We start from the raw sequence: 26,587 nt of genomic DNA, 5'->3' as shown, positions 1-26,587 counted from the left end.
AAGCAGGGTCCATCCAGAAGCACAGCCGCCCATGTTTCCGCACGATCAGGTCGCCCATGAAGACACGCTACCGACGCCCGCTATGGATCTTGTTGTCGCTTGCACTAGTGCTGCTGGTTGTCCATCTGGCACTGCCCTACGTTGTTCTCAACTACCTGAACGGCAAACTCGCCGACATGGGTGACTACCGCGGCCACATCGAGGACGTCGATCTTGCCTGGTGGCGTGGCGCCTATCGAATCGACGACCTGCTGATCGAGAAAAAAAACCAGCAGGTCCAGGCGCCGCTGTTCACCGCTGACGCCATCGATATCGGGCTGAGCTGGGGGGCGCTATGGGAGGATCAAGCGCTGGTCGGCGAAATCACGCTGGAACAGCCGCACCTGAACTTCGTGGACGGTGAGGAGAAGGAAAGCTCGCAGACCGGCGACGGAGTCGACTGGCGGGATCGCCTCAATGAACTGATGCCATTCACGCTTAACGAACTGAAAGTGGTGGACGGACAGGTCTCGTTTCGCAACTTTCAGGCAGATCCGCCGGTTCATGTCTATGCCAGCGCAGTCAACGCGAGCCTCTTCAACCTGACCAATACTGCCGACCAGAAGCAAGGGCGCGTCGCGCGGTTTGAAGGTAATGCCAAGTTTTTCAACCAGGCCCCGATGGAAGCCCGTGCGCAGTTCGATCCCTATACGGACTGGGAAGATTTCCAGTTCAGCTTGCGTGTAACGGATGTTGATCTGACCAAACTGAATGATTTCAGCAACGCCTACGGAAGCTTTGACTTCGCCGACGGTACCGGCGACCTGGTAATCGAGGCCGAGGCCAACGACGCTCAACTCGATGGCTATATCAAGCCACTGCTGCGAAATGTCGAGGTATTCAACTTCGAGCAGGACATCAAGAATGAAGACAAGGGATTTTTTCGCGGCATCTGGGAAGCGGTTGTCGGCGGTGGCGAGGAAGTCCTGCAGAACCAGCGCAAGGAGCAATTCGCTACACGCGTTGAGCTGAATGGCAGCACCAGGAACGCTGATGTGAGTCCGTTCCAGGCGTTCATCGCAATTCTGCGTAATGCATTCGTGGAAGCCTTCTCGGCACGTTTCGAGCGCTCGCTGGGCGAAGATGAAGGCTAAGCGTGAGCATCCATCGAACGGCCGCTCATTCAGTGACTGAATGATCTCCTCACGTTCACACTCATGCGCCCATCACTTATAGTCGGCGGTCTAATTAACACGAAGCGCCTGCGTGCCAGGCCCGATCCAAGGAAACTCCGATGAAGTTCGAAGGCACCCAGTCCTACGTCGCCACAGACGATCTCAAGCTTGCCGTGAATGCTGCCATAACGCTCGAGCGTCCTTTGTTGGTGAAAGGCGAACCGGGCACCGGTAAAACCATGCTGGCCGAGCAGCTCGCAGAATCATTTGGCGCGCAGTTGATCACCTGGCACATCAAATCCACCACCAAAGCCCATCAAGGCCTTTACGAATACGATGCGGTGAGCCGTCTGCGCGACTCGCAGCTGGACTCGGACCGCGTTCACGACGTACGCAACTACATCAAGAAGGGCAAGCTGTGGGAGGCGTTCGAGTCCGAGCAGCGCGTCATCCTGCTGATCGACGAGATCGACAAGGCCGACATCGAGTTCCCCAACGACCTGCTGCAAGAACTCGACAAGATGGAGTTCTACGTTTACGAGACCAACGAAACCATCAAGGCTAAGCAGCGGCCCATCATCATCATTACCTCGAACAACGAGAAGGAATTGCCCGACGCCTTCCTGCGCCGCTGCTTCTTTCACTACATCGCCTTCCCCGATCGCGACACGCTGCAGCGGATTGTCGATGTGCATTACCCCAACATCAAGAAGGACCTGGTGGCCGAAGCGCTCGATGTGTTCTTTGATGTACGTAAGGTGCCAGGCCTGAAGAAGAAGCCGTCCACCAGCGAACTGGTCGACTGGCTGAAGCTTTTGATGGCCGACAACATCGGCGAGGCCGTCCTGCGCGAGCGCGATCCGACCAAGGCGATCCCGCCGTTGGCTGGCGCCCTGGTGAAAAACGAGCAGGATGTGCAATTGCTTGAACGTCTGGCGTTCATGAGTCGTCGCGCCAGCCGTTGACCGGCGGCGGTTCACGGGAGCCGGACGCCTCATTTACTGGAGGAAGATCCATGCAAACGCATACCGGTAGTTGCCTCTGTGGTGTCGTGCGCTATCGCATCGACGCCCCGATCAACGAGCTGACCCACTGTCACTGCAAGAAGTGCCGCAAAGCCCACGGTGCGGCTTTCGCCACTTACGCGAGCGTGCCGCTGGATGCGTTTCACTTCCTTTCAGGCAAGGACCAGTTAGGTGTCTATCACTCCTCCGATCATGTGACGCGGACGTTCTGCATTCGCTGCGGCTCCAACCTGCAATTCGTCGACAACCGCGAGCATGAGCTCGGCGTCGCAGCCGGCACATTCGACTCACCATTGCCCGCCCCGCCGCAGACGCACATTTTCGTGCGATCCAAGGCGGACTGGTACGAGATCCGAGACGGCCTCCCGACTCACGACGAAGATATCTGAATCAATCATGAAAGCTGCCGCCAAGACGGCACGCTAGAGGTTCTGCCATGCTGCTTGGCTTGTTCAATGAGATGCGCGCCGCCAAGGTTCCGGTGTCGGTGCGCGAACTGCTCGATCTGATCAACGCGCTGAAACACAACGTCGTATTCGCCGACATGGATGAGTTCTACTATCTTTCGCGTGCGATCCTGGTGAAGGACGAGCGGCATTTCGATAAGTTTGATCGTGCCTTCGGCGTCTATTTCAAAGGTCTGGAAAACCTCAACCAACACATTGAGGCGCTGATTCCAGAAGAGTGGCTGCGCAAGGAATTCGAGCGCTCGCTGAGCGACGAAGAGCGGGCCAAGATCGAATCGCTAGGCGGTCTGGATAAGCTGATCGAGGAATTCAAAAAGCGTCTGGAGGAGCAGAAGGAAAAGCACGCCGGTGGCAACAAATGGATCGGTACCGGTGGCACCAGCCCGTTCGGCTCCGGCGGCTACAACCCCGAGGGCATCCGCATCGGTGATGCAGGCAAGCGCCAGGGCAAAGCGGTAAAAGTCTGGGATCAGCGCGAATACAAGAACCTCGACGATCAGGTCGAGCTGGGCACGCGCAACATCAAGGTCGCGCTACGCCGCTTGCGCAAGTTCGCTCGCCAGGGTGCGCAGGATGAACTGGACCTGGACGGCACCATCGACCACACCGCTAAAGACGGCGGCCTGCTGAATATCCAGATGCGCCCCGAGCGCCGCAATGCCGTCAAGCTGCTGATCCTGTTCGATATCGGCGGCTCGATGGATGCGCACGTGAAGGTCTGCGAAGAGTTGTTTTCGGCCTGCAAGACCGAGTTCAAGCACCTCGAGTATTTCTACTTTCACAACTTCATTTACGAATCGGTCTGGAAAAACAACTTCCGCCGCACCTCGGAGCGCACTTCGACCCTCGATCTGCTGCACAAGTACGGCGCGGACTACAAAGTCGTGTTCGTTGGCGATGCGGCCATGGCGCCCTACGAAGTTACCCAGCCCGGGGGCAGCGTTGAACACTGGAATGAAGAGGCCGGTTACGTCTGGATGCAGCGCTTCATGGAAAAATACAAGAAGCTCATCTGGATCAACCCTTACCCGAAAGACACCTGGGGCTACACCTCATCCACCGGCATCATCCGCGACTTGCTGGAAGACCGCATGTATCCGCTGACCTTGAGCGGGCTGGAAGAAGGCATGAAGTTCCTGTCGAAATAGGCCGTTTCCGGTTAACCATTGCAAGGATGCAAATAATGAAACAGCGCTGGGCGATTGCCGCAGTAACCGGGTTTACGGCGCTCATAGCGGTTAACGATCTCCGCTTGGTTATTGCGGTGCTGCAGTCTGGCTCTTATAGCTGGCCAGCAGCCCCATCGCATGCATTCTTGCTGGGCAACGGAGGGATTCTTCCTGCCCTGTGGAAAATGTCGTTATCGATGACCTTGCTGGTGTGGTGGCTAGGCGCTCTGCTGGTGCCAGCGCACCGCCCGTGGCTGCGAATTGCCAATGGGATTTTCGGCGGCTGGCAGCTCGCTCAAGTCACTGTGATATGGCTCGGGGTTATCGGTGTCCTGCTGCAGGTTGCCGAAATGCCCACGACCCTTCGAAACGTGAGGCTGATTGTGGGAGATACCGACCTGCTGTGGATCATACCTCTGACACTGTGCCTGCCTGCCCTGCAGTTCGGTCTAGGGGAGTGGGCGTATCGCGTAAACAGGCGAGTCGAGCAAACCCAGGCGACCAATACTATCGCTTCGACGGAAGCGAGTTAGCCGTACGACGCCGACGTCGATTGCGTTGTGGAAACAGCGCCTGGCGAAGCAATACGAAGAGACTTTCGACGATCCAGGCGAGCAATAGCGCACAGCTCAGGCCCCAGGCGATCGCCTCGGGCGACAGCAGTACCTGGAAACGGTAGCTGTTCCAGACCTGACGCCTGATCGCCTGATCCGCGCCGACCAGGACGTGCCAGGCCTGTGCATACCAAGGCCCCTCCATGATTCGCCATTCGCGGTCGAGTAAACGCGCACGTTCGACCAATGCCGAAACGCTGCGCGCATCGCTCTGGATTACCGGATCTTCGCTGGCTCGATAATGTTCGACCAACGCATTCAGATCACCTTTGAAAAATCGCCCTGCCGTATCCTGGAATCCCTCCAACCCCTGTTGTGCCTCGAGGCGGCGCGCCTCGACGTGGTTGCCGTATGCCTCAATGAAGCCCGGCACCTGAACACCAACCAGCAGCCCCAAGGCGAACAAGGTCAAACGCAAATAGCTTCTCAGCATCACCCCACCTGCCCGCGCGCGACGCACTCGCCCAGCCGCCAAAGCGTCCATTCGCCCGATTGGTGCACATCCCACTGTTCATTGTCAGTTAACGGCTCGGTCGCCAGCACGGTTACGACATCGTTTGGCGTCGTCTCGGCCTCGAAGTCCACCGTCAACTCGGCATCTTTCAATTGAGCCGGGCCGAACGGCGCGCGACGGGTAATCTGCGCCAACTTGGTCGAGCAGAAGCTGAACAGCCACTCGCCATTGCTCAGCAGGCAGTTGAATACGCCCTTGGCACGGTAGCCGGCACAAGCATCGAGCAGATGCGGGATCAAATCCTCCGCAGCGACCCGCTCGGGAAAATCGCCGCGTATCCGATTGAGCAGGTCACAAAATGCCGCTTCGCTGTCGGTATCCCCTACCGGCTGATAGAAACCACGCGCCGGAGCGAAATCCCCCAGCTGGCCGTTGTGGGCAAAACACCAGTGCTGACCCCACAACTCACGTACGAAAGGATGCGTGTTGACCAGAGCGACCTTGCCGACGTTGGCGTGACGGATATGGCCGATCACCACATGACTTTTGATCAGATAGCACTGGACCATTTTCGCCACTTCCGACTCGCAGCTAGCCACCGGATCCTGGAACAGCCGCAAACCACGGCCTTCGTAAAAAGCGATCCCCCAGCCGTCCTTGTGTGGTCCAGTACGGCCACCGCGTTGCATCAGGCCGGTAAAACTGAAGTGGATGTCGGTGGGTACATTGGCGCTCATGCCGAGCAATTCACACATGCGCTATCTCCCGATAGGTCCTGCCGCGCCTTGGGCGAGAAGGTTCTTCAGAGTCTGGGTTCAGTCCGTGCCTCGTAGCGGTTTGTCGGGCGAATGTCCTCGTCGTCATCCTCGAGTCGTTCACGCAGGGTACGAGGATCATCGTGTCGCGATTGGCTCCGCTGCTGCTTAGTCCGGCGCTCGATCAGCCAGCGTATGACAACAAACACTGCGTAGATCGCAAATGCGATCAGTCCATACAGCGCCAGGTCAGCCACGGCACGCCAGGCATTGCTGCCAACCTTGAATAACAAATCCAGTGCCGTGATGGCGACCGCTGGGGCGAACAGGTCCTTGGCGGGGTCGACGATGGTGGGCGTCAGCAACAGCACGGCAACGATCAGCCGCAACGGCTCGCGCAGCCAGCGCCACATTGGGCGGGTGATGCGCATCCAGACCAGCAGGCAACCCAGCGCGGCGATACCGTAGGCTGACCAGGCGAGCAAATATTCATTGGCGAATAGGGACATAGCGATCTCTGTACAGGCCGGAGGAAGCACCGGCATCAGCGACGTGCATGATAACAGTCGTGACCGGCGGCACGGCTAGTGACCTGATGCGCTGCACGCTGGCCATTACGCATCCAACGCCGTATAAACCCTGAAAAAAAACGCGTCCTTACCCACACCGCGCGCCGAGAAGCCATACTTGTAGCAACCGACATTTCAGGAGATTCAACATGATCTACCAGCATATTCTGGTCGCCACCGACCTGAACGACGATTGTCATCCGGTGGTAGCGCGCGCTCAGGCGCTGGCGACTGCCAGCGGTGCGAAACTGGCGCTGGTCCATGTCATCGAGCCGATGGCCATGGCGTTCGGCGGGGACGTGCCGATGGATCTTTCCATGCTGCAGCAGCAGCAGTTCGATCAGGCGCGCGAGCGTTTGGCCGGGTTTGCCGACCGTTACCCCGGACTCACTGCGGAACAACGTCACCTGGCTTACGGCCAGCCTCGCCAGGAAGTTCACCGACTGGCCAAGGAGCAGGGCTGCGATCTGGTAGTGGTCGGCAGCCATGGTCGCCATGGCCTGGCGTTGCTGCTGGGCTCCACCTCCAACGACATCCTGCATGGAGCACCTTGCGATGTGCTCGCCGTGCGCCTGAAAAAGCCCGAGTGAGCTCTCCAAACGGCCTGAACCGGCAACCAGTTCAGGCCGTTTCGGCGTTTTCCTCGGCGCTCATCACCAAAGGGCGGATCTTCTGCAGCTGGGTTTCCAGTGAATAGGTCAAGCTCGACGCCATCGAGAAAAAACTCAGGAATGCCTTGAGATTCGAATCACCGTGGCAGGTGTCATGGATACGCTGCCAGAACGCCTGATTGACCAGCTGCAGTTGCTGAAATGACCGTACCAGCCCGCGCAGCTCCCAGTCAGCATGCCGCCCCTCGCGCAGATTGAAATACTGCTGCGCCAGATGCAGAGATACCGCGCGCAACACGAACTCCTGATTGCTGGCGAATGGCAGGTGCTGATGGGCCATGGGTTTCAGCCGGCCGAGCACCGGGCAAGCACTGGTCGCCATGATAACGCCAAGCAATGCGCGCAAGCCCTCCTCCAGCCCCACCAGCTTGCTGTATTCCCGCTCTGGCGTGCGAACGTGAACCTGCGCCTTGCGGATGGCTGGCAGGCCCTGAAAGTCTTCGATCACTCGATGCAGGTCGACCGCCGCCGGGCAATGGCGGAACTGGTCGCGGCTCAGCGGGCAGTTGTTGCATTGCTGATGATCCAGACGCGTCCACTTGGGCGCTTGTCTGGCTGCCTCGTGATCAAACACACGGTCCAGTTCGATCCGGTAACTGAACTCGTGCTCATCATCGAGGATGATGCGGTATTCGATTGCCATCTATGCCCGTCCAGTGCTGACAGATGTTTCGTTTAACGGCGTCCTGCAACTTGCTAGACGTTTCGCGCCGCATACGCCGAAGGCTGTATGCGGCTTTTTCGAGAACGCCGAGCAAAACCTACCCGGCGTCTCAGCCTTCCAGCTCAGCCCAACGCTCAAGCAGCTCATCGAGCTGCTGTTGCATCGTTTCGAGCTTCGCTATCGCTTCGCCAGTACGCTCAGCAGTCTGCTGGTAGAAGGTCGGCTGCGCCATTTCCTCCTGAAGCGCGGCGATGCTCTTTTCCATGGCATCGATTTTCCCCGGTAGCGCCTCCAGTTCGCGCTGTACCTTGTAGCTCAGCTTCTTCTTCGCTGGTACGGGTTCGGCGGGCATCGGCGCAGCCGCTGGCGCCGCTTCGGGTTTGCTCTCCTTGCCATCCTTCGCATCGCCGACGCCGAGCAGCTTTACCGAACCGCCCTGGCGTAGCCAATCCTGATAGCCACCGACGTACTCGCGAACCAGACCATTACCTTCGAATACCAGCGTGCTGGTCACCACGTTATCGAGGAACGCCCGGTCGTGACTGACCATCAGCACCGTGCCCTGGAAATTCAGCAAAACTTCCTCCAGCAGCTCAAGCGTTTCCACATCGAGATCGTTGGTGGGTTCGTCCAGGACCAGCAGGTTGGCGGGCTTACTGAACAGCTTGGCCAGCAAGAGCCGTGCCCGTTCGCCGCCCGAGAGCGCCTTGACAGGCGTGCGTGCACGCTGGGGGCTGAACAGGAAATCTCCGAGGTAGCTCAGCACATGTCGATTCTGGCCGTCGATGGCAATGAAATCACGACCCTCAGCGACGTTGTCGACGACGGTTTTTTCCAGCTCCAGCTGGTGACGCAGTTGGTCGAAATATGCCACTTCCAGCTTGGTCCCGGCTTCCACCGTACCGCTAGTCGGTTGCAGATCACCCAACAGCAGCTTGAGCAGCGTGGTCTTGCCAGTGCCATTGGCGCCGAGCAAGCCGATCCGGTCACCGCGCTGCAACACCATCGAGAAATCTCGGATCAGCGGCTCACCACCGGGATGAGCAAAACTCGCATGCTCCACGACGATGACCTGTTTGCCGGACTTTTCCGCAGCATCGATCTGAATGTTCGCCTTGCCCTGATGCTCACGTCGCTCGCTACGCTCACTACGCAATGCCTTGAGTGCCCGCACGCGTCCTTCGTTGCGGGTGCGCCGCGCCTTGATGCCCTGGCGAATCCACACCTCCTCCTGTGCCAGCTTCTTGTCGAACAGCGCATTGGCTGTCTCTTCGGCGGCCAATTGCTGCTCTTTGTGCACCAGGAAGCTGGAGTAGTCGCCGTTCCAGTCGATCATGTGGCCACGATCGAGCTCCAGGATTCGGGTCGCCAGGTTCTGCAAGAATGCCCGGTCATGGGTGATGAAGAGCACTGCGCCATTGAAACCACTGAGCGCCTCTTCCAACCACGCGATAGCGCCGATATCGAGATGGTTGGTGGGCTCGTCGAGCAACAGCAGATCAGGCTCTGAGACTAGCGCCTGGGCCAGCAGCACGCGTCTGCGCCAACCGCCGGACAGCTCGGCGAGTGTTTTGTCCGCTGGCAACTGCAAACGACTCAAGGTGCTGTCCACCAATTGCTGCAGGCGCCATCCATCCTTGGCTTCGAGCGCTTGCTGGACATGCATGAGCTTGTCGAGATCGGCTTCGTTGTGGATGTTCTGACTCAGGTGATGATATTCGGCGAGCAACTGCCCCACCCCGGCCAGCCCTTCGGCAACAACATCGAAGACAGTGCGCTCATCGGCGACCGGCAGTTCCTGCGGCAACTCGCCAATCTTCAATCCTGGCGCTCGCCAGATTTCGCCGTCATCCGGCAGCTGGCTGCCCTTGACCAGGCTGAGCATGCTGGATTTGCCGGTGCCGTTACGGCCGATGATGCAAACCCGCTCACCCCGCGCAATCTGCCAGGACACTCCATCGAGTAATGGATTGTTGCCATAGGCGAGGGACACATCGGTCAACTTGAGCAGGGTCATGACGATCTCCGGAAAACAGGGCGCGCATTCTAACAGAAGGCATTGCTCCGCCGGGCTGTGACGGATATCTGCAAGCTGCTTGAGGACAGGTTATCGCCCGCCCTGCCGGCCTCCATCCGAACGAGCCGCGCCCGCCTGGGGCGAGGCATTGGCATGACGTTCGTCGGAAGTTTCGCTTTGAGCGTTTGCAACGCTTAATCCTCGTTTAACTGCTTGACCGCTCAAGCTAAGCTAGCCGCAGAAACTCCCCGTACCCCCCGTTTTCGGAAGTCTCATGCGCGGTCGACTCTCCAGTGTCTGTTTGTGTCTTTTTTTCACCATCGTCACCCTCGAAACCACTCAAGCCGCGAGCCTGCAGCAGCAGCGCCAGCTCTATGACGAAGCCAAGCGGGCGCTGGCCAAGGGCGATAGTGGGCCGTACCGGCGTCATGCCAACGCCCTGCGTGACTATCCGCTCGAACCCTATCTGGCCTATGACGACCTGACCGCACGATTGAAAACCGCCAGCAACGAGGAAGTGGAGAAATTTCTCGCCGAGCACGGTGATTTGCCACAGGCGAGCTGGATGAAGCTGCGCTGGCTGCGACTGCTGGCTGCGCGCGGCGACTGGCGTCCCTTTGTCGCCCACTACGACCCAAAGATGAACTTCACCGAGCTTGACTGCCTGTATGGTCAGTACCAGCTCATCAGCGGTCGGAAAGACCAGGGCTATGCCACGGCTGAAAAGCTCTGGCTGGTTGGCAAATCCCAGCACAACGCCTGCGATGCCTTGTTCGAGCGCTGGGAAGACGCAGGTCAACTTACCGAGAACCTGCGCTGGAAGCGCACCAAACTGGCCGTCGAAAGTGGCAACTATGGGCTGGCCAAGTTCCTGGTCAAAAGCCTGCCAACGCTGAAAGCTCAGGGTGAACTGCTAATCGACGTTGCGCAGAAACCGCAATTGCTGAGCCACCCTGAGCGGTTCTCCCCAGCTACCGAGGCCATGGGTGATATCGTCTCGATCGGCTTGCGCCGGCTGGCCCGTACCAAACCGGAGCAAGCGCTTGGGTTGCTGGACAGTTACTCCAGGCGGATGTCGTTCTCGGCGGAAGAAAAGGTTTCCATTGCCCGCCAGATCGGCCTGACGTTGGCCAAGCGGTTCGATCCCCGCGCGCTGAAAATCATGGCCGAATACGACCCCGAGCTACGCGATGACACGGTTAGCGAATGGCGGGCTCGTCTGTTGCTCCGCCTCGGCCGCTGGGACGACGTCTATGCGCTGACTCAGCGATTCCCCGAGGAGCTGGCAAACAGCAATCGCTGGCGGTACTGGAAAGCTCGCAGCCTGGAGCTGGCCAGACCCAACGACAAGCAAGCCGCCCAGCTCTACCAGCCGGTCGCGGGGGAACGCGACTTTTACGGCTTCCTGTCGGCAGACCGTATCCAGGCGCCCTACAAACTCAACCATCAACCCCTCGCGCTTGACCCGGAACTGGTGCAGAAGGTTCGTAATACCGCGGGCATTCGCCGTGCCATGGAATTCCATGCGCGCGGGCAGATCGTCGATGGGCGCCGCGAGTGGTATCACGCCAGCCGGTTGTTCAGCCGCGACGAACTGGTTGCCCAGGCGCGACTGGCGTACGAAATGGAATGGTACTTCCCGGCCATCCGCACCATCAGTCAGGCGAAGTACTGGGACGACCTGGACATCCGTTTCCCCATGGCTCATCGCAGCAGCCTGGTGAAAGCCGCAAAAGCGCGTGAAATCCACCCGAGCTGGATATTTGCGATCACTCGCCAGGAAAGCGCATTCATGGCCGATGCTCGCTCTCACGTGGGCGCCACAGGTCTGATGCAACTAATGCCGGCCACCGCGAAAGAAACCGCGAGGCGCTTCGATATTCCGTTGTCGTCGCCTAAGCAAGTGCTCAATCCCAGCGTCAACATTCAGCTGGGCGCTGCCTATCTCAGCCAGATCTACGGTCAGTTCAACGGCAACCGGGTGCTAGCCTCAGCCGCTTATAACGCAGGTCCTGGGCGGGTCCGCCAGTGGCTGAAGAATGCGGAACACCTTCCGTTTGACGTATGGGTCGAGAACATCCCGTTCGATGAAACCCGCCAGTACGTGCAAAACGTACTGACCTATTCGGTCATCTACGGGCAAAAGCTCAATTCACCGCAGCCACTGGTGGAATGGCACGAGCGCTACTTCGATAACCAGCGATAAACGCGTATCCGGCCTGACGGCCGCATGCGCGGTGCCGCCGCCACCAAATCGGCCCAGGCTTAGCCGTAGCGTTATTTCATGGGCGTCAGTGGCGCCCTGGCTGGGCCTATTCGAGCACTTCGACCGGCATGCCGACCTGCAACAAACCAGTGCCTTCGGCGATGAGGTTCTGTCCGAAGAACACGCCACCGTCGCCCTTGCGGTAGTTCATCAGCGTCGCCAGCGGCTCGCGATCAAGGTTCCGTTCGCCGCTCAGCGGATCGATGGTCGGGATGATGCAGCGTGAGCAGGGCTTGACCACGCGGAACGCAAGATCACCAATGCGAATTCGCCGCCAGCCATCCTCGGCGTACGGCGCCGCCCCGGCGATCACCAGATTCGGCCGAAACCGACGAGCGTCGAACAATCGTCCAACGCGCGCCGAGAGATCATCGAGTGACCGCTGACCGATCAGCAGAAACGGAAATCCATCGCTGAACGCCGTGCGCTCGCCCGGCCGAGCATAGTCCTGATCGATCTGGATGGCCCGCGACGTGGGCAGATGCACCAACCGACACGGACGCTCAAGCAAGCGTGTAAGCCACTCAGCCGCAGCGTCGCCCGCATCGGGCACCTGCAGACTTTCACGCCAGATAAGCACGCCTCGCTCAATGCCACCCTCCTCCGGGACCGAGACCGCCAACGCCTCCATCCCCGGCGCCGTCAACAGCAGCTCGGCGTCGCCTTGCCAGCGGGCGTCCAGCAACGCCATGCGGGGCAGTATGCGTTGGGTCAGGAATTTCCCGGTCGCGGCGTCCACTACCATCCAGCGCCGGTCGCCAGACAGACCCAGTTCGTCACATCGCCCCTGTTCCAGTGACTCAGCCGAACCGGACTTGAGTGGAAAACGGTACAACGAGGCAAGGTGCATACGGGGCCCTCGAGCGATGGGTCAGGTCAGCGTGTTTCGTCCAGCAACAAGCGCTCGCGGACGACATCCACCAGTTTCTCCGGCTGGAACTTGGAAAGGAAGTTGTCACAGCCAACTTTCTGCACCATCGCCAGGTTGAAGCTACCGGAAAGCGAGGTATGCAACACCACGTAAAGATCACGCAGACGCGGATCGTTGCGGATCTCGGTGGTGAGCCGGTAGCCGTCCATCTCAGGCATTTCGGCATCGGTGAACACCATGAGCAGACGCTCGGTGAGCACCTCGCCGCTGTCGGCCCAGGCTTTGAGTCTGTTCAGCCCCTTCATGCCATCGCTGGCTGAGTGAACGGTAATTCCCAGCTGGCTCAGGGTTTCACGCAGTTGCGCCAAGGCTACGGTCGAGTCGTCGACACATAGCACTTCACGGCCCCTGGCACGCTCGAGCACCGGATCGGCCAAACGCTCCGGTGCGATGCTGGTGTTGTAGGGCACGATCTCGGCGAGGACCTTTTCCACATCGATGACTTCAACCAGCTTGTCCTCGACCTTGGTAATCGCCGTGAGGTAATGCTGACGTCCCGCAGTAGTCGGCGGCGGTAACACCTCTTCCCAGTTAAGGTTGAGGATGCGATCCACGCCGCCGACCAAAAATGCCTGAATCGATCGGTTGTATTCGGTCACGATGATGGTACTGCGCTCATCCGGCACCAGAGGACGCAAACCTATCGCGCGCGACAGGTCGATGACCGGCAGCGTCTGTCCGCGCAGATTGACCACGCCGCATACAGAACCATGGCGGTGCGGCATCAGCGTCATCTTTGGCAGCTGCACGACTTCCTGCACCTTGAACACGTTTATCGCGAACTGCTGCCGCCCCGAAAGACGGAACATGAGAATTTCCAGGCGGTTCTGCCCCACCAATCGGGTGCGTTGATCGACTGACTCTAGAATGCCGGCCATTGCAGGCTCCTTTGGCGAATAAGGGACTGAGGAGTTATCGGCCGCAAATGTCCGGGCTTTATCCAGCATCAACAGAATTTATCGACCCGTTTTCATGCGTGTCTGTGCACGGAGCCGTAAAGGGTCAGATGGGTGAATCATCGTCTTCGATCAGTGGTTCCTCTCGTAGTAGAGGGCTATCCACTGGAAGATGCAGTCGCAGCGCCCGACGCTTTACGGAAAAACGCATGTGCTTTGCCGCGAGCGGCTCGCCATCGAGATTAATGCTGATTTCTTCTGGCGCCTCCACTTCGAACCATGGCGCGCGGGCTTTGACCGAGACAGTGTCGATGCCAAGCAAGCCGCCACTCAGCAAAGTACCGAGTGTGCCGACCGTATCGGGCGGTGCCGGAACGATGCAGATGTCGAGCAAGCCGTCATCGATCGAGGCCTGTGGGCAAAGCAGCTGGCCGCCACCGGACTGACGGCCATTACCGATGCCCAGCGCCAGAAACTCCCCCTCCCAGGTGAAATCGGGCGCCACGAAGCGCCCCCAGGTGGCGCGCAACTCACTGAAGCGCGACAACCCGGTCAGCAGGTATGCGCTTCCGCCCAAAACCCGTTTCAATTCCGATGAAGTGGTGGCGGTCACTTTGGAGCCAAAGCCACCCGTCGCCATGTTCATGAACAGCTCACCGTTCATGTCCCCGACGTCGACCCAAACGGGCTCCCGATTGAGCAGCGTGAGCGCATCGAAAGGTGCCAGCGGGATTTCAGCCGCAGTGGCGAAATCATTAGCGGTGCCCAGCGGTAACACCGCCAGGCTTGCGTCAGAGCCGTTGTCGAGCAGGGCCTGAACCATCTCCCGCAAGGTCCCGTCACCGCCACCCGAGACCAGTGTCCGATAACCTGCGGCCAGCGCTTCGCCGACCAGGCGCGCGGTGTCTCCCGGCTCCCATGTCACCCGCACGGCCAGTTCATTACCCAGCTGACGCCATTCGGTAACGGCCTCCCTCAGTTCTTCGTTGAGTCCTTGCTTCCCGTGAAGGACGAGCAGCGCCTTAGGCTCATTCATACCAATGGTTCCCGTCGTCCGTTTCGATATGCGAGATAGACCTGTTCCCACCGCATAAAGTTGTGAAAAAGCAAAGCGTGCACCGACTTAAGTCGCCCAGGCAAAACGCTGACCATCGGTCAGCGAACAGCGATGGAACACCCTGCCGGAAACCCGCCATAACCGATTTATTATTTACATATCAATCACTTGCGAGAGGCATTTAATCCTTTCGGAGCGATCGGGTCTTTCCATGGTTTCTGTGAACTCATTTCCCGCAAGGCGGTCCGAGCACTTGTCCAGGTAAAGGTTGCGATAGCGGCCTGCCATCAGAACCGCGGATCGCGGCGATCAAAACGAGTATTGAGCTAGCAATAGCCATAGGAAGGAGCCTTGTATGCGCTTACAGTCCGTTGGAACCCTTGAGTACGCCCACCCCAGTTTCGTAGATTACTTTCTTGCCAGCATCCGTCTGATCCACGGGCTGACCGCAGTACTGCCGGGCGTTCTGTTGTTGCTGTTCCTGCCCCTCGACCTACCGGCAGGCGGAGGCACATTCAGCACCTTCCTGATGTTCTTCGGCGTAATCAGCGTCGTGATCTTCCAGTCGGTCGGCATCTATAGCGAGGAAGTGTTCAGCACACTGCTACGTTTTCGCACCATGATGGTCGCCTGGGCCGCGGCTTTCAGCCTGATGATCTTCATGCACCAGGGCCTGGGCATGTTCGGCTACCTGGAAGCCAAACACCTGACCTTCTGGTTCATTGCCAGTGGCATCCTGTTCGGCGCCGAGCGACTGATGATGCTGGCGCTGTTCCGCCGCCTGATGGCAAAAGGCGTGTATCTGCAGAATGCAGTCATCCTTGGCGGTACCGACAACGGTGTACGGGTTGCCGAGTATCTGGCTCATCACCGCGATATCCGCACGGGCGTGCTCGGCTTTATCGATGACCGCCTCGAGCGACTCCCGAACACCCTGGCGGATCTGCCGCTGTTGGGCAACACGCGCGATCTGGAGCAGATGATCCGCGAGGAAAAGGTGACCCAGGTGCTGGTTGCCCTGCCCTGGTTTGCAGACAGCCGTATCGGCCAGCTGATCAATGAGTTGCGCAGACTTCCGGTCAACGTCTTGCTGGTGCCGGACATGGTCGCCTTCCGCCATGCGAACAAGCGCATCACCGAAGTGGGCGGGCTGCCGACGCTGATTGCCTCCGACCTGCCGCTACGTGGCTGGTCACCGATGTTCAAGCGCATCGAAGACATCACGCTCTCCAGCCTGGCGCTGCTGGCCGCCGCCCCGGTCATGCTGCTGCTTGCGTTGGCAATCAAGCTCGATTCACCCGGTCCGGTGTTGTTTAAACAGAAGCGCTACGGCTACAACAACCGACTGATCGAAGTGTTCAAGTTCCGCTCGATGTACCACGCCAAGTCAGATGCCAATGCCGAACGGCAAACAACGCGCAACGATGACCGCATCACCCGAGTGGGTCGTTTCATTCGCAAAACCAGCCTCGACGAGCTGCCACAGTTGCTCAACGTGTTCCTCGGCAGCATGTCCATGGTCGGCCCTCGCCCCCATGCAACCGCGACCAAGGCCGCAGGCGTGCTGTTCGAGGACGCCGTATCGGAATACTCCGCACGCCACCGCGTCAAGCCGGGCATCACCGGCTGGGCGCAGATCAATGGCTACCGTGGCGAGACCGACACCGTGGAGAAGATCGAGAAGCGCGTCGAGTACGACCTCGACTACATCGAGCGCTGGTCGGTCTGGTTCGACATCTACATCCTGGCCCGAACCATCCCCGCCCTGCTGCTCAACAAGGATGTTTACTGACTGCCACACGCATTGACCAGCTCCAACCGGGCACCAAGCCACATTCATGCGCGAGCGCAGCAGGAAGATTGAACTAATGAAGCGAGCCAATATCAGATTTGCGTTCTGCAACAGGCACACCTGTTCGCCCACGAAACGCGGGCTACGAGGCTGAGCGAATGTTCCAGAACATATTGATCGTCTGTGTGGGCAACATCTGCAGAAGCCCCGCAGCCGAAGCGTTGTTAACCCACAAACTCGAGAACAAAGGCCTGACGATCAGTTCGGCAGGCATAGGTGCCTTAGTAGGCAACCCAATGGACAAGACTGCACATGAGGTGCTTAACGACCACGGAATAGAACATACGGCCCACCGTGCGCGTCAGGTCGATAGCGAGATGCTGCATCGCGCAGACCTGATCCTTGTGATGGAGCAGAGCCACATCCACCACATTCGTCAGATTGCACCCGAAGTACATGGCAAGACCTTCCTGCTGGGTAAATGGCTGGACGATACGGAAATCCCTGATCCCTACCGCCAGTCCAAGCCCGCATTCGAACATGTTCACAGCCTTCTGACCCAGTCCGTCGAAAGCTGGCTTCCTTACCTGAAATAAGAAGAAGGAACTTCAATGACCACCATGCCCCGACCCATCTATGAAACAAAAGAGGCCAAAGACATTGACTTGGCCCACCTCTTTGACACGTTTCTCAACAATCGCGCGCTGATACTCACCATCACGGGGTTTTTCGCCGCGCTGGGTGTTGCCTACGCCCTGCTCGCGACGCCGGTGTACCTGGCCAGCGCAATGATTCAAATCCAGCCGAAAGGCGGCCTGCCCAGCCTCACCGATGTGGTCGGCACCGCGCCAGCCGTTTCGCCGGCCCAGACCGAGATCGCCCTGCTCAAGTCGCGCTCGGTGGTCGGCGGAGCGGTCCAGGACCTGAACCTTGACATCATCATCGAGCCTCATCATTTCCCTGTGATCGGCGGTTATATCTTTCGTCGATTCGAGCCCACTGAGGAAGGTGAGCTGGGCTGGTATCCGGAAGGTTTCGAATCCTACGCCTGGGGCGGCGAGTCGCTGCGAGTCACGCAGCTGATCGTGCCGGACAAGATGCATGGCGAGGAACTGACGCTGGAAGCTGCCGAAAACAACGGCTTCATCCTGCGTGACACCGATGGCGAAGTGGTCGTTCAAGGCGTCATCGGCGAGCCGATCGAGACCCAGGATTACGGCATCACCGTGGCGGAGATGAATGCACGGCCAGGCACTACGTTTACCGTGATCAAGAACCGCACCTATGCCACCACAGAGGAGTACCAGAATCGCCTGAACGCCGGTGAGCGCGGCAAGCAGTCGGGCATCCTCAATGTGACGCTCGAGGGCACCGATCCAGAAAAAGCGGTCAAGGTGCTTGAGGCCGTGGCCCAGCGCTACGTCGATCAGAACATTGCGCGCAATGCGGCCGAAGCGACCCAAAGCCTTGAATTCCTGAGCGAGCAGGTACCTGAGGTCCGCCAGAAGCTCGATGCCGCTCAAACAGCACTGAACGAATTCCAAACCGGCAACCGCTCGGTGGACATCTCCGCGGAAACCCAGTCGGTACTCGACCGTATCGTGGACCTGGAAAGCCAGATTTCCGAGCAGAACCTCAAGCGCACCGAGATGGAGAGCCGGTTCACCCGTCAGCATCCTAATTTCCAGGCGCTGATGAACCAGATCAATCAGTTGCAAGCGCAAAAAGCTGAACTGGAGAAGCAGATTGGCACCCTGCCGTCCACTCAGCAGGAGCTGTTGCGCCTGAACCGCGATGTCGAGGTGTCCTCCGATACCTACTCGATGCTGCTGAACAAGACGCAGGAGCTGGATATCATCCGTGCGGGGACAGTGGGCAACGTTCGTATCGTTGACCACGCTGCGGCCGATATCGACGAGCCGATCAAACCCAACAAGCCGTTGATCGTCATTGTCGCTACGCTGCTTGGCGGAATTCTTGCAGTCGCCTTCGTATATGTTCGTGAAGCACTGAAGCGTGGCGTCGAAAATCCTGAAGAGATCGAGCGCGTAGGTATCCCTGTGTACGCAGCGATTCCGTTCAGCGAGAAGCAGGGATTACTGGAAAAACGTCTGGCCAATTTCAAGCGGGACAAGAGCAGCGCTTCGTATCTGCTTTCGATCAATGATCCAGCCGACCTTGCGACCGAAGCGATGCGCAGCCTGCGTACCAGCTTGCACTTCGCGATGATCGAAGCAAAAAACAACATCCTCATGATCACTGGACCAAGCCCAGCAGTGGGCAAGTCATTCGTGACCAGCAACCTTGCGGCCGTCATCGCGCAGTCTGGCAAGAAGGTGCTGCTGATCGACGCCGACATGCGCAAAGGCTATCTGCACAAGGTCATGCGCTGCCAGGGTGAGAAAGGCCTCTCCGACATCCTGTCAGGCCGAATCACACTGTTCGATGCCATTCAGAAAACCCAGCTGAACAATCTGCATGTGATCACCCACGGCCAGCTACCGCCAAACCCATCGGAGCTGCTGATGCACGAGAACTTCTCGCGCTTCGTCAAAGAGATCAGCGGCATGTACGACCTGGTCATTTTCGATACTCCACCGATCCTGGCCGTAACCGACGCCGCACTGGTCGGCAGCCAGGCCGGCACCACCCTAATGGTGACGCGCTACGGACTGAACGGCGTGAAGGAAATCGAGTTCGCCAAACGACGCCTTGAGCAGAACGGGCTCTTGGTCAAGGGCGTTATCTTCAATGCCGTCATACGCAAGGCGTCAACTTATAGCGAGTACGGTTATTACCAGTACGAGTACCAGAGCAAGTAACGTGTGCTTGGCTTGTAAGTATCAACACACTTTTCACTCTGCAAATCACCCCATGCTGCTAACCGAGCCGTTCTCCCGATAACACAGGGGAGCGGTTCGCATTATGCAACCGGCTGAATATCAAATAAGCCGCCGAGTTGACAGCGATCCTTAGGAGATAATGGTCATCATGGAACGTCGCCCCCTTTCTCTGCTGTTTCGCACTGCAAGGCTTGTAGTCAGTTTGACCCTGGCCGGCTGCGCGTCGCTTGTACAAGCTCAGCCCAGCGAACACACAGGCATCGACTTGATTGGCATCAATATGTCGGGTGCGAACTTCGCTCCGCACATCACACCAGGCAAAGTCGGCACGAACTACTTTTATCCGGAAGAAAAGTACTTCGAATATTATGCAAGCAAGAATATTCGCCTGATTCGGTTTCCGTTCATCTGGGAACGCCTGCAACATGATCTATATAAGGGCGTCAATTTCGATCAAATGCGGCTACTCCGGCGAACCCTCGACTTCGCCGCCAAACATGACCAGCAGGTTATCCTGGATATGCACAACTACGCCCGCTACAAAGGCAAGTTGATCGGATCACCGCAGGTGCCTTACGAAGCCTACGCAACTGTCTGGCGCAAGCTTGCAAAGGAATTCAAAGACCATCCCGCGCTGTTGGGCTACGACATCATGAACGAGCCCCACTCCACTGACGGGCTGTGGCCCGCTGCGGCCCAGGCGGCCGTCGACGCCATCCGCCAAGTGGACATGGACAGTTTGATCTTCGTCGAAGGCGATCGCTGGGCGAGCACCTTTCACTGGCGTTACGTCAATGAAGACTTTCTTATCAACGATCCCGCAGACAAGATAATTTACGAGGGCCACCTATACCTCGATAAGGATTTTTCAGGGCGTTATGCAAAAGACGAAGTGGTCGATCCAATGTTGGGCGTTGAGCGCGTTCGCCCGTTCGTCGAATGGCTAAAGGAAAACAACCTGAAGGGTTTCCTCGGCGAGTACGGTGTACCTGGGCACTCAGAGTCAATGCTGGTCGCCATGGACAACCTCCTCGACTACCTCAACGAAAACTGCATGCCAAGCGCTTACTGGGCTGGCGGTCCGGGCTGGGGCAAATACGTGTTGGCTGTCGAACCCGTCGATGGAAAGGACAGACCTCAGATGGAGCTTCTGCAAAAGCACATTTCCAATAGCTGCACGGAATACGGCCCTAAGCAGCAACGTTGAAAAGGCTCCTTTGCCTCGCTGGCTGCAGCTGTCGGCATCGCCCCTACTCAACAATGTGAAGCTGTTCGGAAAGATTTCAGCGAAACCCGAAAAATTTACGCAACCCTGCCCGCAGTTGCTTGTCCAAATTTGACCATCCATCGAGCGGCTTAATGCGTGCGGAACTCAAATGACCTAGCGGCTATCGAAACCGGTTCTTTACAGGCTCATTACCGGATTCGGATTGATTAAGGCGCTTAGGCGGTCAGCGATTCACAGAGTGACGACGCACCGAAGGCAACGATATGGCAATGCTAAAGCTTGAGTTTGTTGCGACGTAGTTAATCTGGAATGGAATGCACCTAAGGACTCAGGTGATGACAAACATCAGCTCAAAATTTTTCTTTTTGCCGTTGACCGTGCTGGCGATTGTCCTGCACTTTTCGGTGTTCGGGGACAGTACGCACAACCCGATCGGCTTCAAGTTTTTGAACGAAGCCTATCTGGCTGTAAGCTTGGGATTCTCGCTTCTGTTGATTCTTGCCAGTACTGAAGAATCATCCAGAGAGTTCCGCATCCTGATGTATTACGCGTTTTACAGCGTTTTCGTATTCACCATACTACCGGCGATCTTTTCGTTTTATACCTTTGGCCAGCCCATCACTTACGGTTTGATCGAAGAGCGCCGAATTCTTTTTACATTCGGTTTCGTACCGCTGCTATTGCTCACCAAGTACGTCAGCACGCGCCAGTTCGAGCATGCATTAATCTACGCCGCATTGATCGCTATAGCCCTGTCCTGGGGTTTCAAGTTTGGGCTGGTTCCGGATTTGCGTGAGGAGCAAACCTCATGGGACCGCCCGGACCGTTCGTCCATAGGGCCGTTTCTGATCTGTTTTGCGTATTTCTATTGCATTCAGGTCTGGGCAAGAGGCAAGTCGCCAATCAATGGCGAAGAACGGCAGCGAGTATTTTATCTCGTTATCGCAGCCCTACTGTTGCTGACCTTGGTGTTCGCAACGCAGACTCGCCAATTGATCGTGCTATGCCTGGCATTCACATTGTTTTCGCTGCGGGCCAAGGCCATTATCTGGGCCGCCTCTCTTTGCGTGTTGTTGTCACCGCTGTTTTTTTATCCGGAACTACTCGACGTCCTCGGTCTGAACGTCGAGTTTTACGAGAACAGTCTGGACGGTGACCTCGAGGATGGGGTGCGGCCGCATACGATCGCATCCGTGTTCAGCCATTTGAGCCTGGTTAACTGGCTCCCCAGCGGGTCCCTGTCGCTGATGTGGCAGGACGGTTTCATTCCCTACTTCGGCGAACACTTCTTTCTTTCCGATATCGGCATCATTGGCACACTGTTCCGTTTCGGTTTTCTAACTTTCCTTCTGGTTCCGCTGACGCTGTTCATCTATCGGCGGATTGCCCGCAGCATTAACGCGGATATGGAGTTCACCTATGCGGTGATGCTGGCCTTCTTTGTGATATGGCCACTTAACGGCCTGTTCGAATATACGCAACCAGTTATTTGTATGCTTTTCGTACTACATGCTCTACGGGCACGCCATCTTCGCAGCAAGGAACGAGTACATGAACGTCGCACTTATTCTCAACTACAAAGCTGCTACTGAAACGATCAGCTGCGCTGAAAGCCTGCTCGAATATTGCGCGACGATTGGCCATATCGTCATCATCGACAATGATTCGCAGGACGGCTCAGCCATCGCCCTTCAAAATTGGCGCGATGAAAAAGCTTATTCAAATGTGACGCTGCTTTGTAATCCAGAAAACAGCGGTTATGCAGGCGGCAACAATTATGGGTTGCGCTGGGCCATGGAGCATCTGCAACCCGAGTATTTCTGGGTTATCAATAACGATACTTATGTAGACAGTGATGCCTTCTCACCGTTGTTGGCGGCATTGCAGCGCAACGACCGTCAGTTCGTCGGCTCGCTCGTATTGAGTGCCGATACAGGTCGCCTGGAGTGCTACGGCGGCGGCAAGCTCTACCCGATCCTAGGCAAGGCTCGACTACTCGGAAAAGATCAGAGCATCGAAGCCTCTCAGCGGCAAAATCCACAACACACGCCTGATTACATCATGGGCTGCAGCCTGGCTTTTTCGGCCGCTTTGACTGAAGAAATCGGTTTGATGGATGAAGATTACTTCATGTATTTCGAAGAGGTGGATTGGCAATACCGTGCGAGACGCTTTGGTATTTCAACGAGCGTGATCGCTGAAAGTCGCCTCTATCACTACGGTTCACTCAGTCTGGGCAATCGCTCGGCGTTTTATCACTACTACCGCAACCGTGCAGCTACCCGTTTCAACAAGCGTTTCTACGGCCCGGCATTCGCTGTCGTCTCCGCGTTTCTGCTTTCGGCTGTTACAACCATCAAGGAATACAAAAATCCCACCCTCGCCTGGTCAGGTATCAAGGGCGCCTTCAAGGGAGTAGCAATGAGTGTCGAGTGATACTACTGCGTTCGGAATAGATTTCTATTCCGGCAATAAGAAGACTTTATTGACCTGCATACGCGAGGGAGTCAAGCAACCCTATTCGTTTGTGGTGACGCCGAATGTTGACCATCTCGTTCAACTGGAACATGACGAACAGCTGCGTGACGCTTATTTCAAGGCGCGCTGGAGACTGTGTGACAGCCGCATCCTGGTGTCGCTGTTAAGTCGTCTGGGCGTCCATCTGGATGAAGCTATTCCCGGCAGCGATCTAACGCTCGACCTGCTCAAATGGGCAGACCGGGACCGGCTGCGAATTGTCCTGATCGGTTCAGCGAAATCCGAAGCCGACAAACTCAGAGCGCTTTATCCCGGCATCTCTCTGTATCACTACAACCCACCGATGGGCTTTATAAAAAAGCCGGAAGAAGTGCAGCGTTGCTTGCAATTCGTTCGCGAAAATCCGTCGGAATTGGTTCTGTACGCGGTGGGTACGCCACGCGGTGAGGTCCTGGCTGCAGCGACACAACCGTATGAGCGCACCGGTATGGGTTTCAGTATCGGCGCCTCCATTTCGTTTGCGACGGGTACGATTAAGCGAGCCCCAAAGTGGATGCGCGAATACAAACTCGAATGGCTGCATCGCATGTGCATGGAGCCCCGCAGGCTGGCCAAACGCTATTGGGCAGATGCGGTGTATATCGTGCCTGCCTTCCTGCGGGAAAAAAGCGCCAGGCAGAAAGCCAGCCCAGCCAAACAGGAATCTTGAACAGATATCGAACGTCATCTTCCGGAACTACCGGGCACCGGTACGCGGCGCTCGATAGTCAGTGAAGCTTACCGAAGCACTTCGCTGCGCTTCAGTGCCCTGTGCCAGGCAGGAGCGAAGCAAGAGCATTTAGAAACCTATCCTTCGAACAGGGAAGAAAATGAAAGCGATTATCACGGGTATCACAGGACAAGACGGCGCCTACTTGGCAGAACTTCTGCTGGAAAAAGGCTATACCGTCTACGGCACGTTTCGTCGCACCAGTTCGGTCAATTTCTGGCGAATTGAAGAGTTGGGTATCGACAAGCATCCCAACCTGAATCTTGTCGAGTACGACCTGACTGACTTGTCGTCCAGCATTCGCCTGCTGCAGAGCACTGGCGCGACAGAGGTGTACAACCTCGCCGCACAGAGCTTCGTGGGTGTTTCCTTCGAGCAGCCGCTGACTACCCTTGATATTACCGGTGCAGGTGCTGTGAACCTGCTGGAAGCAATTCGCATCGTCAATCCGAAGATCCGCTTCTACCAGGCCTCGACCTCGGAAATGTTCGGCCAGGTGCAGGCCATTCCACAATCCGAAACCACACCGTTCTACCCACGCAGCCCCTACGGCGTCGCCAAGCTGTATGCACACTGGATGACCATCAACTACCGCGAGTCATACGGCATATTCGGCTGCAGCGGCATTCTGTTCAATCACGAATCGCCACTGCGTGGGCGCGAGTTCGTGACTCGGAAAATTACCGATTCGGTAGCCAAGATCAAGTTGGGCAAGCTCGACGTCTTGGAACTGGGCAACATCGACGCGAAGCGTGATTGGGGTTTTGCCAAGGAATATGTCGAAGGCATGTGGCGCATGCTGCAGGCCGACGAGCCCGGCGTGTTCGTGCTAGCGACCAACCGCACCGAAACCGTGCGCGATTTCGTGACATTGGCGTTCAAGGCAGTTGATGTCGAACTCCAATGGGAAGGTTCCGGTGAGCAGGAACAAGCCATCGACGCAGCAACCGGTAAGGTGGTTGTGCGGGTCAACCCGAAATTCTATCGCCCAGCGGAGGTCGACCTGCTGATCGGCGACCCGCAAAAGGCCAAGGACGTATTGGGCTGGGAGCCGAAAACCACACTGGAGCAATTGTGCCGCATGATGGTGGACGCCGATATGCGCCGCAATCAGCAGGGTTTTTCATTCTAGACGCCATCGGCTGGCGACGGCCGCTCTCGTTCCGGCATCTGCGTCCGGTTACTCCACGGGGGTAACCATGCCGGAGAGCCAGCCGGTGCATTAGTTCAGAGCGGTCTTGGTGGCTCCAGCGGTCGAGACAGGTGCCTTTGGAACACCGAGTACGCACTGGGGTTACGGCACTGATCGTCGAACTGGCCGTCGGCAGTCATCGGAACGCCATGTCTCGCACCTATATCTGGGCTTTGCATCGCCGTCTAAACTGGAATTCATCCTATCGGGAAGATCATGCGCAAAGTGCTGATTACCGGCGCCACCGGTTTTACCGGCCGCTATATGGCAGAAGAGCTCGCAGCCTGCGGCTACGAGGTTCATGGCCTCAGCTATCGCCAGCCCGTCGGCGAGCTGCCTGCGGCTCTCTCAGCTGTCCATTGCTGTTCGTTGAACAATGCAGAGCTGCTACGAACCCTGCTGGCAGAAATACGCCCAACCTACGTCGTCCATCTGGCGGCGGTCTCGTTCGTCGCCCACAGCGATGCGGACGCAATCTACACCGCCAATCTGCTCGGCACTCGCCACCTGCTGGAAGCGTTACGCACCACTGCAACCGAGCTCGAAGGCGTGCTGCTCGCCAGCAGTGCAAACGTCTATGGGAACGCTACCGAAGGTGTCCTCGATGAATCATCGCCCTTTGCTCCGGCGAATGATTATGCCGTGAGCAAAGCCGCCATGGAGTTCGTCGCGAGGCTGTACCAGGATCGCTTGCCGCTGATAATCAGCCGTCCGTTCAACTACACGGGAGTTGGCCAGGCAGAGCAATTCCTCATCCCGAAAATCGTGATGCACACGCGTCGAAGGGCCGCGGTGATAGAGCTCGGCAATTTGGACATCGCCCGTGATTTCTGCGATGTCCGTCACGTCGCCCAAGCCTATCGACGCCTGCTTGAAACCCCCGCCGCGATTGGCCAGACCGTCAATATCTGCTCTGGGTCTGCCTATACGCTGGAGTATGTCCTCGAGCAGGCAGCGGCTATCTCTGGCCATCGTATGGAGGTCAGGGTCAATCCGGCCTTCGTGCGCAGCGCCGATGTGAAGAACCTGTTCGGTAGCCGAGCCAAACTGGATTCACTGATCGGCGACATGTCCCGGATCGAATTGAAGGACACGCTGCGCTGGATGATCGAGCACGCCTCTTCAACCGATGCATGACCCGACGTTCGTTGCACGTAGCGAAGTAGACACCTCAAGCCATGGCGATACGCGCTTTTGCTGGCACTGGAGCAATGAGCGCAGGCCTGGCGTTGCCCACGGTCTGCTGCGTTCACGAAGCGTTGATTGATAGCTGTCAACGATCAGAACCCGGGCTCAAACCGCAGATCGCTTGTCATCGCTACCTCCTAATTCGACCTGCATCGGCAAGCTTTGCGTTACCGCCGCATTTATGCACATCACCGTGAACCGCAGAGAAACGGAGCGGTCTATGGCTACTGTGAGCAACGCAGCGTCGGTTTTCCATCCGAGGAAGGCGCTAGACAAAGGTTGAGCGGAACCTGCTCAGTGGCTCAATCGGAACTGATCTCACACGAGTCTGGAGGTAGACCTCACAGAGCTTGCAGTAGCGACACCCGGAACAGCAGAGATTGGATGC

Annotated in this window: 24 protein-coding genes; 16 read left to right on the top strand and 8 right to left on the bottom strand. The window is 57.5% G+C overall.

Going from position 1 to position 26,587, the window contains the following annotated elements; all coding sequences use genetic code 11:
• The first annotated feature begins 56 nt into the window (after nt 1-56).
• The 5 genes from PSTU_RS0113925 (at nt 57) to PSTU_RS0113905 (ending at nt 4,348) form a co-directional block, all read left to right on the top strand.
• Nucleotides 57-1,133 carry a DUF748 domain-containing protein gene (locus PSTU_RS0113925; RefSeq protein ID WP_019341638.1) on the top strand — a complete coding sequence of 359 codons (1,077 nt, stop codon included), beginning with the start codon at nt 57-59 and terminating at the stop codon, nt 1,131-1,133.
• 140 nt (nt 1,134-1,273) lie between these two features.
• Entirely contained in the window at nt 1,274-2,119 is an 846-nt protein-coding gene (locus PSTU_RS0113920; RefSeq protein ID WP_019341637.1) for an AAA family ATPase, read from the top strand.
• A gap of 50 nt (nt 2,120-2,169) precedes the next feature.
• The gene (locus PSTU_RS0113915; protein ID WP_019341636.1) at nt 2,170-2,568 is read left to right on the top strand and encodes a GFA family protein; all 399 of its coding nucleotides are present in this window, start codon (nt 2,170-2,172) and stop codon (nt 2,566-2,568) included.
• Nucleotides 2,569-2,615: 47 nt separating this feature from the next.
• Entirely contained in the window at nt 2,616-3,794 is a 1,179-nt protein-coding gene (locus PSTU_RS0113910) for a vWA domain-containing protein (protein ID WP_019341635.1), read from the top strand.
• Between the two features lie 35 nt (nt 3,795-3,829).
• Complete coding sequence (locus PSTU_RS0113905) at nt 3,830-4,348, top strand: hypothetical protein (protein WP_019341634.1); 519 nt, start codon at nt 3,830-3,832, stop codon at nt 4,346-4,348.
• Here the strand turns inward: PSTU_RS0113905 and PSTU_RS0113900 are convergent.
• The 3 genes from PSTU_RS0113900 to PSTU_RS0113890 are packed head-to-tail and all read right to left on the bottom strand — an operon-like array spanning nt 4,323 to nt 6,147.
• A complete protein-coding gene (locus PSTU_RS0113900; RefSeq protein ID WP_019341633.1) occupies nt 4,323-4,862 on the bottom strand; it encodes a DUF2937 family protein in 540 nt (179 codons plus the stop codon). The two genes, PSTU_RS0113905 and PSTU_RS0113900, sit on opposite strands and share 26 nt — an antisense overlap.
• The gene (locus tag PSTU_RS0113895; protein WP_019341632.1) at nt 4,862-5,638 is read right to left on the bottom strand and encodes a class II glutamine amidotransferase; all 777 of its coding nucleotides are present in this window, start codon (nt 5,636-5,638) and stop codon (nt 4,862-4,864) included. Before PSTU_RS0113895 ends, PSTU_RS0113900 begins: the two co-directional genes overlap by 1 nt.
• A 47-nt stretch (nt 5,639-5,685) precedes the next feature.
• Nucleotides 5,686-6,147 (bottom strand): hypothetical protein, encoded by a 462-nt coding sequence (locus PSTU_RS0113890; RefSeq protein ID WP_019341631.1) that lies wholly within the window; start codon nt 6,145-6,147, stop codon nt 5,686-5,688.
• 209 nt (nt 6,148-6,356) lie between these two features.
• On the opposite strand from PSTU_RS0113890, the gene PSTU_RS0113885 reads away from it, so the two are divergent.
• The gene (locus PSTU_RS0113885; protein WP_019341630.1) at nt 6,357-6,797 is read left to right on the top strand and encodes a universal stress protein; all 441 of its coding nucleotides are present in this window, start codon (nt 6,357-6,359) and stop codon (nt 6,795-6,797) included.
• Between the two features lie 31 nt (nt 6,798-6,828).
• On the opposite strand, the gene PSTU_RS0113880 is transcribed toward PSTU_RS0113885, so the two are convergent.
• Together PSTU_RS0113880 and PSTU_RS0113875 are read right to left on the bottom strand one after the other, a co-directional pair.
• Nucleotides 6,829-7,521, bottom strand: a complete 693-nt coding sequence (locus tag PSTU_RS0113880) for a DUF6901 family protein (RefSeq protein ID WP_019341629.1) — start codon at nt 7,519-7,521, stop codon at nt 6,829-6,831.
• 130 nt (nt 7,522-7,651) lie between these two features.
• Nucleotides 7,652-9,559 (bottom strand): ATP-binding cassette domain-containing protein, encoded by a 1,908-nt coding sequence (locus tag PSTU_RS0113875; RefSeq protein WP_019341628.1) that lies wholly within the window; start codon nt 9,557-9,559, stop codon nt 7,652-7,654.
• Nucleotides 9,560-9,833: 274 nt separating this feature from the next.
• Between PSTU_RS0113875 and PSTU_RS0113870 the strand changes: the two genes are divergently transcribed.
• A complete protein-coding gene (locus PSTU_RS0113870) occupies nt 9,834-11,765 on the top strand; it encodes a transglycosylase SLT domain-containing protein (RefSeq protein ID WP_019341627.1) in 1,932 nt (643 codons plus the stop codon).
• A 106-nt stretch (nt 11,766-11,871) separates the two neighbouring features.
• Here PSTU_RS0113870 and PSTU_RS0113865 read toward each other — a convergent pair whose 3' ends face one another.
• From PSTU_RS0113865 to yegS, 3 genes are all read right to left on the bottom strand, one after another.
• Complete coding sequence (locus PSTU_RS0113865; protein ID WP_019341626.1) at nt 11,872-12,675, bottom strand: MOSC domain-containing protein; 804 nt, start codon at nt 12,673-12,675, stop codon at nt 11,872-11,874.
• Between the two features lie 26 nt (nt 12,676-12,701).
• Complete coding sequence (locus PSTU_RS0113860; protein WP_019341625.1) at nt 12,702-13,634, bottom strand: chemotaxis protein CheV; 933 nt, start codon at nt 13,632-13,634, stop codon at nt 12,702-12,704.
• 124 nt (nt 13,635-13,758) lie between these two features.
• Nucleotides 13,759-14,688, bottom strand: coding sequence for a lipid kinase YegS (gene yegS / locus PSTU_RS0113855; RefSeq protein ID WP_019341624.1), 930 nt, complete (start codon nt 14,686-14,688; stop codon nt 13,759-13,761).
• Between the two features lie 376 nt (nt 14,689-15,064).
• Between yegS and PSTU_RS0113850 the strand changes: the two genes are divergently transcribed.
• The 9 genes from PSTU_RS0113850 to PSTU_RS0113810 all read left to right on the top strand — a co-directional run bounded on the left by PSTU_RS0113850 (nt 15,065) and on the right by PSTU_RS0113810 (nt 26,148).
• The gene (locus PSTU_RS0113850; protein ID WP_019341623.1) at nt 15,065-16,501 is read left to right on the top strand and encodes an undecaprenyl-phosphate glucose phosphotransferase; all 1,437 of its coding nucleotides are present in this window, start codon (nt 15,065-15,067) and stop codon (nt 16,499-16,501) included.
• 158 nt (nt 16,502-16,659) lie between these two features.
• Nucleotides 16,660-17,097 carry a low molecular weight protein-tyrosine-phosphatase gene (locus PSTU_RS0113845; RefSeq protein WP_019341622.1) on the top strand — a complete coding sequence of 146 codons (438 nt, stop codon included), beginning with the start codon at nt 16,660-16,662 and terminating at the stop codon, nt 17,095-17,097.
• Between the two features lie 15 nt (nt 17,098-17,112).
• Entirely contained in the window at nt 17,113-19,323 is a 2,211-nt protein-coding gene (locus PSTU_RS0113840; RefSeq protein ID WP_019341621.1) for a polysaccharide biosynthesis tyrosine autokinase, read from the top strand.
• Between the two features lie 169 nt (nt 19,324-19,492).
• On the top strand, nt 19,493-20,551 hold the full coding sequence (locus tag PSTU_RS0113835) for a glycoside hydrolase family 5 protein (protein ID WP_029404789.1): 1,059 nt from the start codon (nt 19,493-19,495) through the stop codon (nt 20,549-20,551).
• Nucleotides 20,552-20,907: 356 nt separating this feature from the next.
• On the top strand, nt 20,908-22,164 hold the full coding sequence (locus PSTU_RS0113830) for a hypothetical protein (protein ID WP_019341619.1): 1,257 nt from the start codon (nt 20,908-20,910) through the stop codon (nt 22,162-22,164).
• On the top strand, nt 22,124-23,008 hold the full coding sequence (locus PSTU_RS0113825) for a glycosyltransferase family 2 protein (protein ID WP_019341618.1): 885 nt from the start codon (nt 22,124-22,126) through the stop codon (nt 23,006-23,008). Before PSTU_RS0113830 ends, PSTU_RS0113825 begins: the two co-directional genes overlap by 41 nt.
• Complete coding sequence (locus PSTU_RS0113820) at nt 22,998-23,759, top strand: WecB/TagA/CpsF family glycosyltransferase (RefSeq protein WP_029404788.1); 762 nt, start codon at nt 22,998-23,000, stop codon at nt 23,757-23,759. Before PSTU_RS0113825 ends, PSTU_RS0113820 begins: the two co-directional genes overlap by 11 nt.
• Before the next feature lie 160 nt (nt 23,760-23,919).
• A complete protein-coding gene (gmd, locus tag PSTU_RS0113815; RefSeq protein WP_019341616.1) occupies nt 23,920-24,951 on the top strand; it encodes a GDP-mannose 4,6-dehydratase in 1,032 nt (343 codons plus the stop codon).
• Between the two features lie 276 nt (nt 24,952-25,227).
• Nucleotides 25,228-26,148, top strand: a complete 921-nt coding sequence (locus PSTU_RS0113810) for a GDP-mannose 4,6-dehydratase (protein WP_019341615.1) — start codon at nt 25,228-25,230, stop codon at nt 26,146-26,148.
• The last annotated feature ends 439 nt before the right edge of the window (nt 26,149-26,587 follow it).

It is taken from the genome of Stutzerimonas stutzeri SDM-LAC (assembly GCF_000235745.1).
In the GTDB taxonomy this organism is placed as follows: domain Bacteria; phylum Pseudomonadota; class Gammaproteobacteria; order Pseudomonadales; family Pseudomonadaceae; genus Stutzerimonas; species Stutzerimonas stutzeri_H.
The sequence above is the reverse complement of the archived record's forward strand: the minus strand, read 5'-3'. Positions and strand labels throughout refer to the sequence as shown.

Coding starts and splice junctions, on each gene's coding strand:
- PSTU_RS0113925 (WP_019341638.1), top strand. CDS start 57: ATGAAGACACGCTACCGACGCCCGCTATGGATCTTGTTGTCGCTTGCA.
- PSTU_RS0113920 (WP_019341637.1), top strand. CDS start 1,274: ATGAAGTTCGAAGGCACCCAGTCCTACGTCGCCACAGACGATCTCAAG.
- PSTU_RS0113915 (WP_019341636.1), top strand. CDS start 2,170: ATGCAAACGCATACCGGTAGTTGCCTCTGTGGTGTCGTGCGCTATCGC.
- PSTU_RS0113910 (WP_019341635.1), top strand. CDS start 2,616: ATGCTGCTTGGCTTGTTCAATGAGATGCGCGCCGCCAAGGTTCCGGTG.
- PSTU_RS0113905 (WP_019341634.1), top strand. CDS start 3,830: ATGAAACAGCGCTGGGCGATTGCCGCAGTAACCGGGTTTACGGCGCTC.
- PSTU_RS0113900 (WP_019341633.1), bottom strand. CDS start 4,862: ATGCTGAGAAGCTATTTGCGTTTGACCTTGTTCGCCTTGGGGCTGCTG.
- PSTU_RS0113895 (WP_019341632.1), bottom strand. CDS start 5,638: ATGTGTGAATTGCTCGGCATGAGCGCCAATGTACCCACCGACATCCAC.
- PSTU_RS0113890 (WP_019341631.1), bottom strand. CDS start 6,147: ATGTCCCTATTCGCCAATGAATATTTGCTCGCCTGGTCAGCCTACGGT.
- PSTU_RS0113885 (WP_019341630.1), top strand. CDS start 6,357: ATGATCTACCAGCATATTCTGGTCGCCACCGACCTGAACGACGATTGT.
- PSTU_RS0113880 (WP_019341629.1), bottom strand. CDS start 7,521: ATGGCAATCGAATACCGCATCATCCTCGATGATGAGCACGAGTTCAGT.
- PSTU_RS0113875 (WP_019341628.1), bottom strand. CDS start 9,559: ATGACCCTGCTCAAGTTGACCGATGTGTCCCTCGCCTATGGCAACAAT.
- PSTU_RS0113870 (WP_019341627.1), top strand. CDS start 9,834: ATGCGCGGTCGACTCTCCAGTGTCTGTTTGTGTCTTTTTTTCACCATC.
- PSTU_RS0113865 (WP_019341626.1), bottom strand. CDS start 12,675: ATGCACCTTGCCTCGTTGTACCGTTTTCCACTCAAGTCCGGTTCGGCT.
- PSTU_RS0113860 (WP_019341625.1), bottom strand. CDS start 13,634: ATGGCCGGCATTCTAGAGTCAGTCGATCAACGCACCCGATTGGTGGGG.
- yegS (WP_019341624.1), bottom strand. CDS start 14,688: ATGAATGAGCCTAAGGCGCTGCTCGTCCTTCACGGGAAGCAAGGACTC.
- PSTU_RS0113850 (WP_019341623.1), top strand. CDS start 15,065: ATGCGCTTACAGTCCGTTGGAACCCTTGAGTACGCCCACCCCAGTTTC.
- PSTU_RS0113845 (WP_019341622.1), top strand. CDS start 16,660: ATGTTCCAGAACATATTGATCGTCTGTGTGGGCAACATCTGCAGAAGC.
- PSTU_RS0113840 (WP_019341621.1), top strand. CDS start 17,113: ATGACCACCATGCCCCGACCCATCTATGAAACAAAAGAGGCCAAAGAC.
- PSTU_RS0113835 (WP_029404789.1), top strand. CDS start 19,493: ATGGAACGTCGCCCCCTTTCTCTGCTGTTTCGCACTGCAAGGCTTGTA.
- PSTU_RS0113830 (WP_019341619.1), top strand. CDS start 20,908: ATGACAAACATCAGCTCAAAATTTTTCTTTTTGCCGTTGACCGTGCTG.
- PSTU_RS0113825 (WP_019341618.1), top strand. CDS start 22,124: ATGAACGTCGCACTTATTCTCAACTACAAAGCTGCTACTGAAACGATC.
- gmd (WP_019341616.1), top strand. CDS start 23,920: ATGAAAGCGATTATCACGGGTATCACAGGACAAGACGGCGCCTACTTG.
- PSTU_RS0113810 (WP_019341615.1), top strand. CDS start 25,228: ATGCGCAAAGTGCTGATTACCGGCGCCACCGGTTTTACCGGCCGCTAT.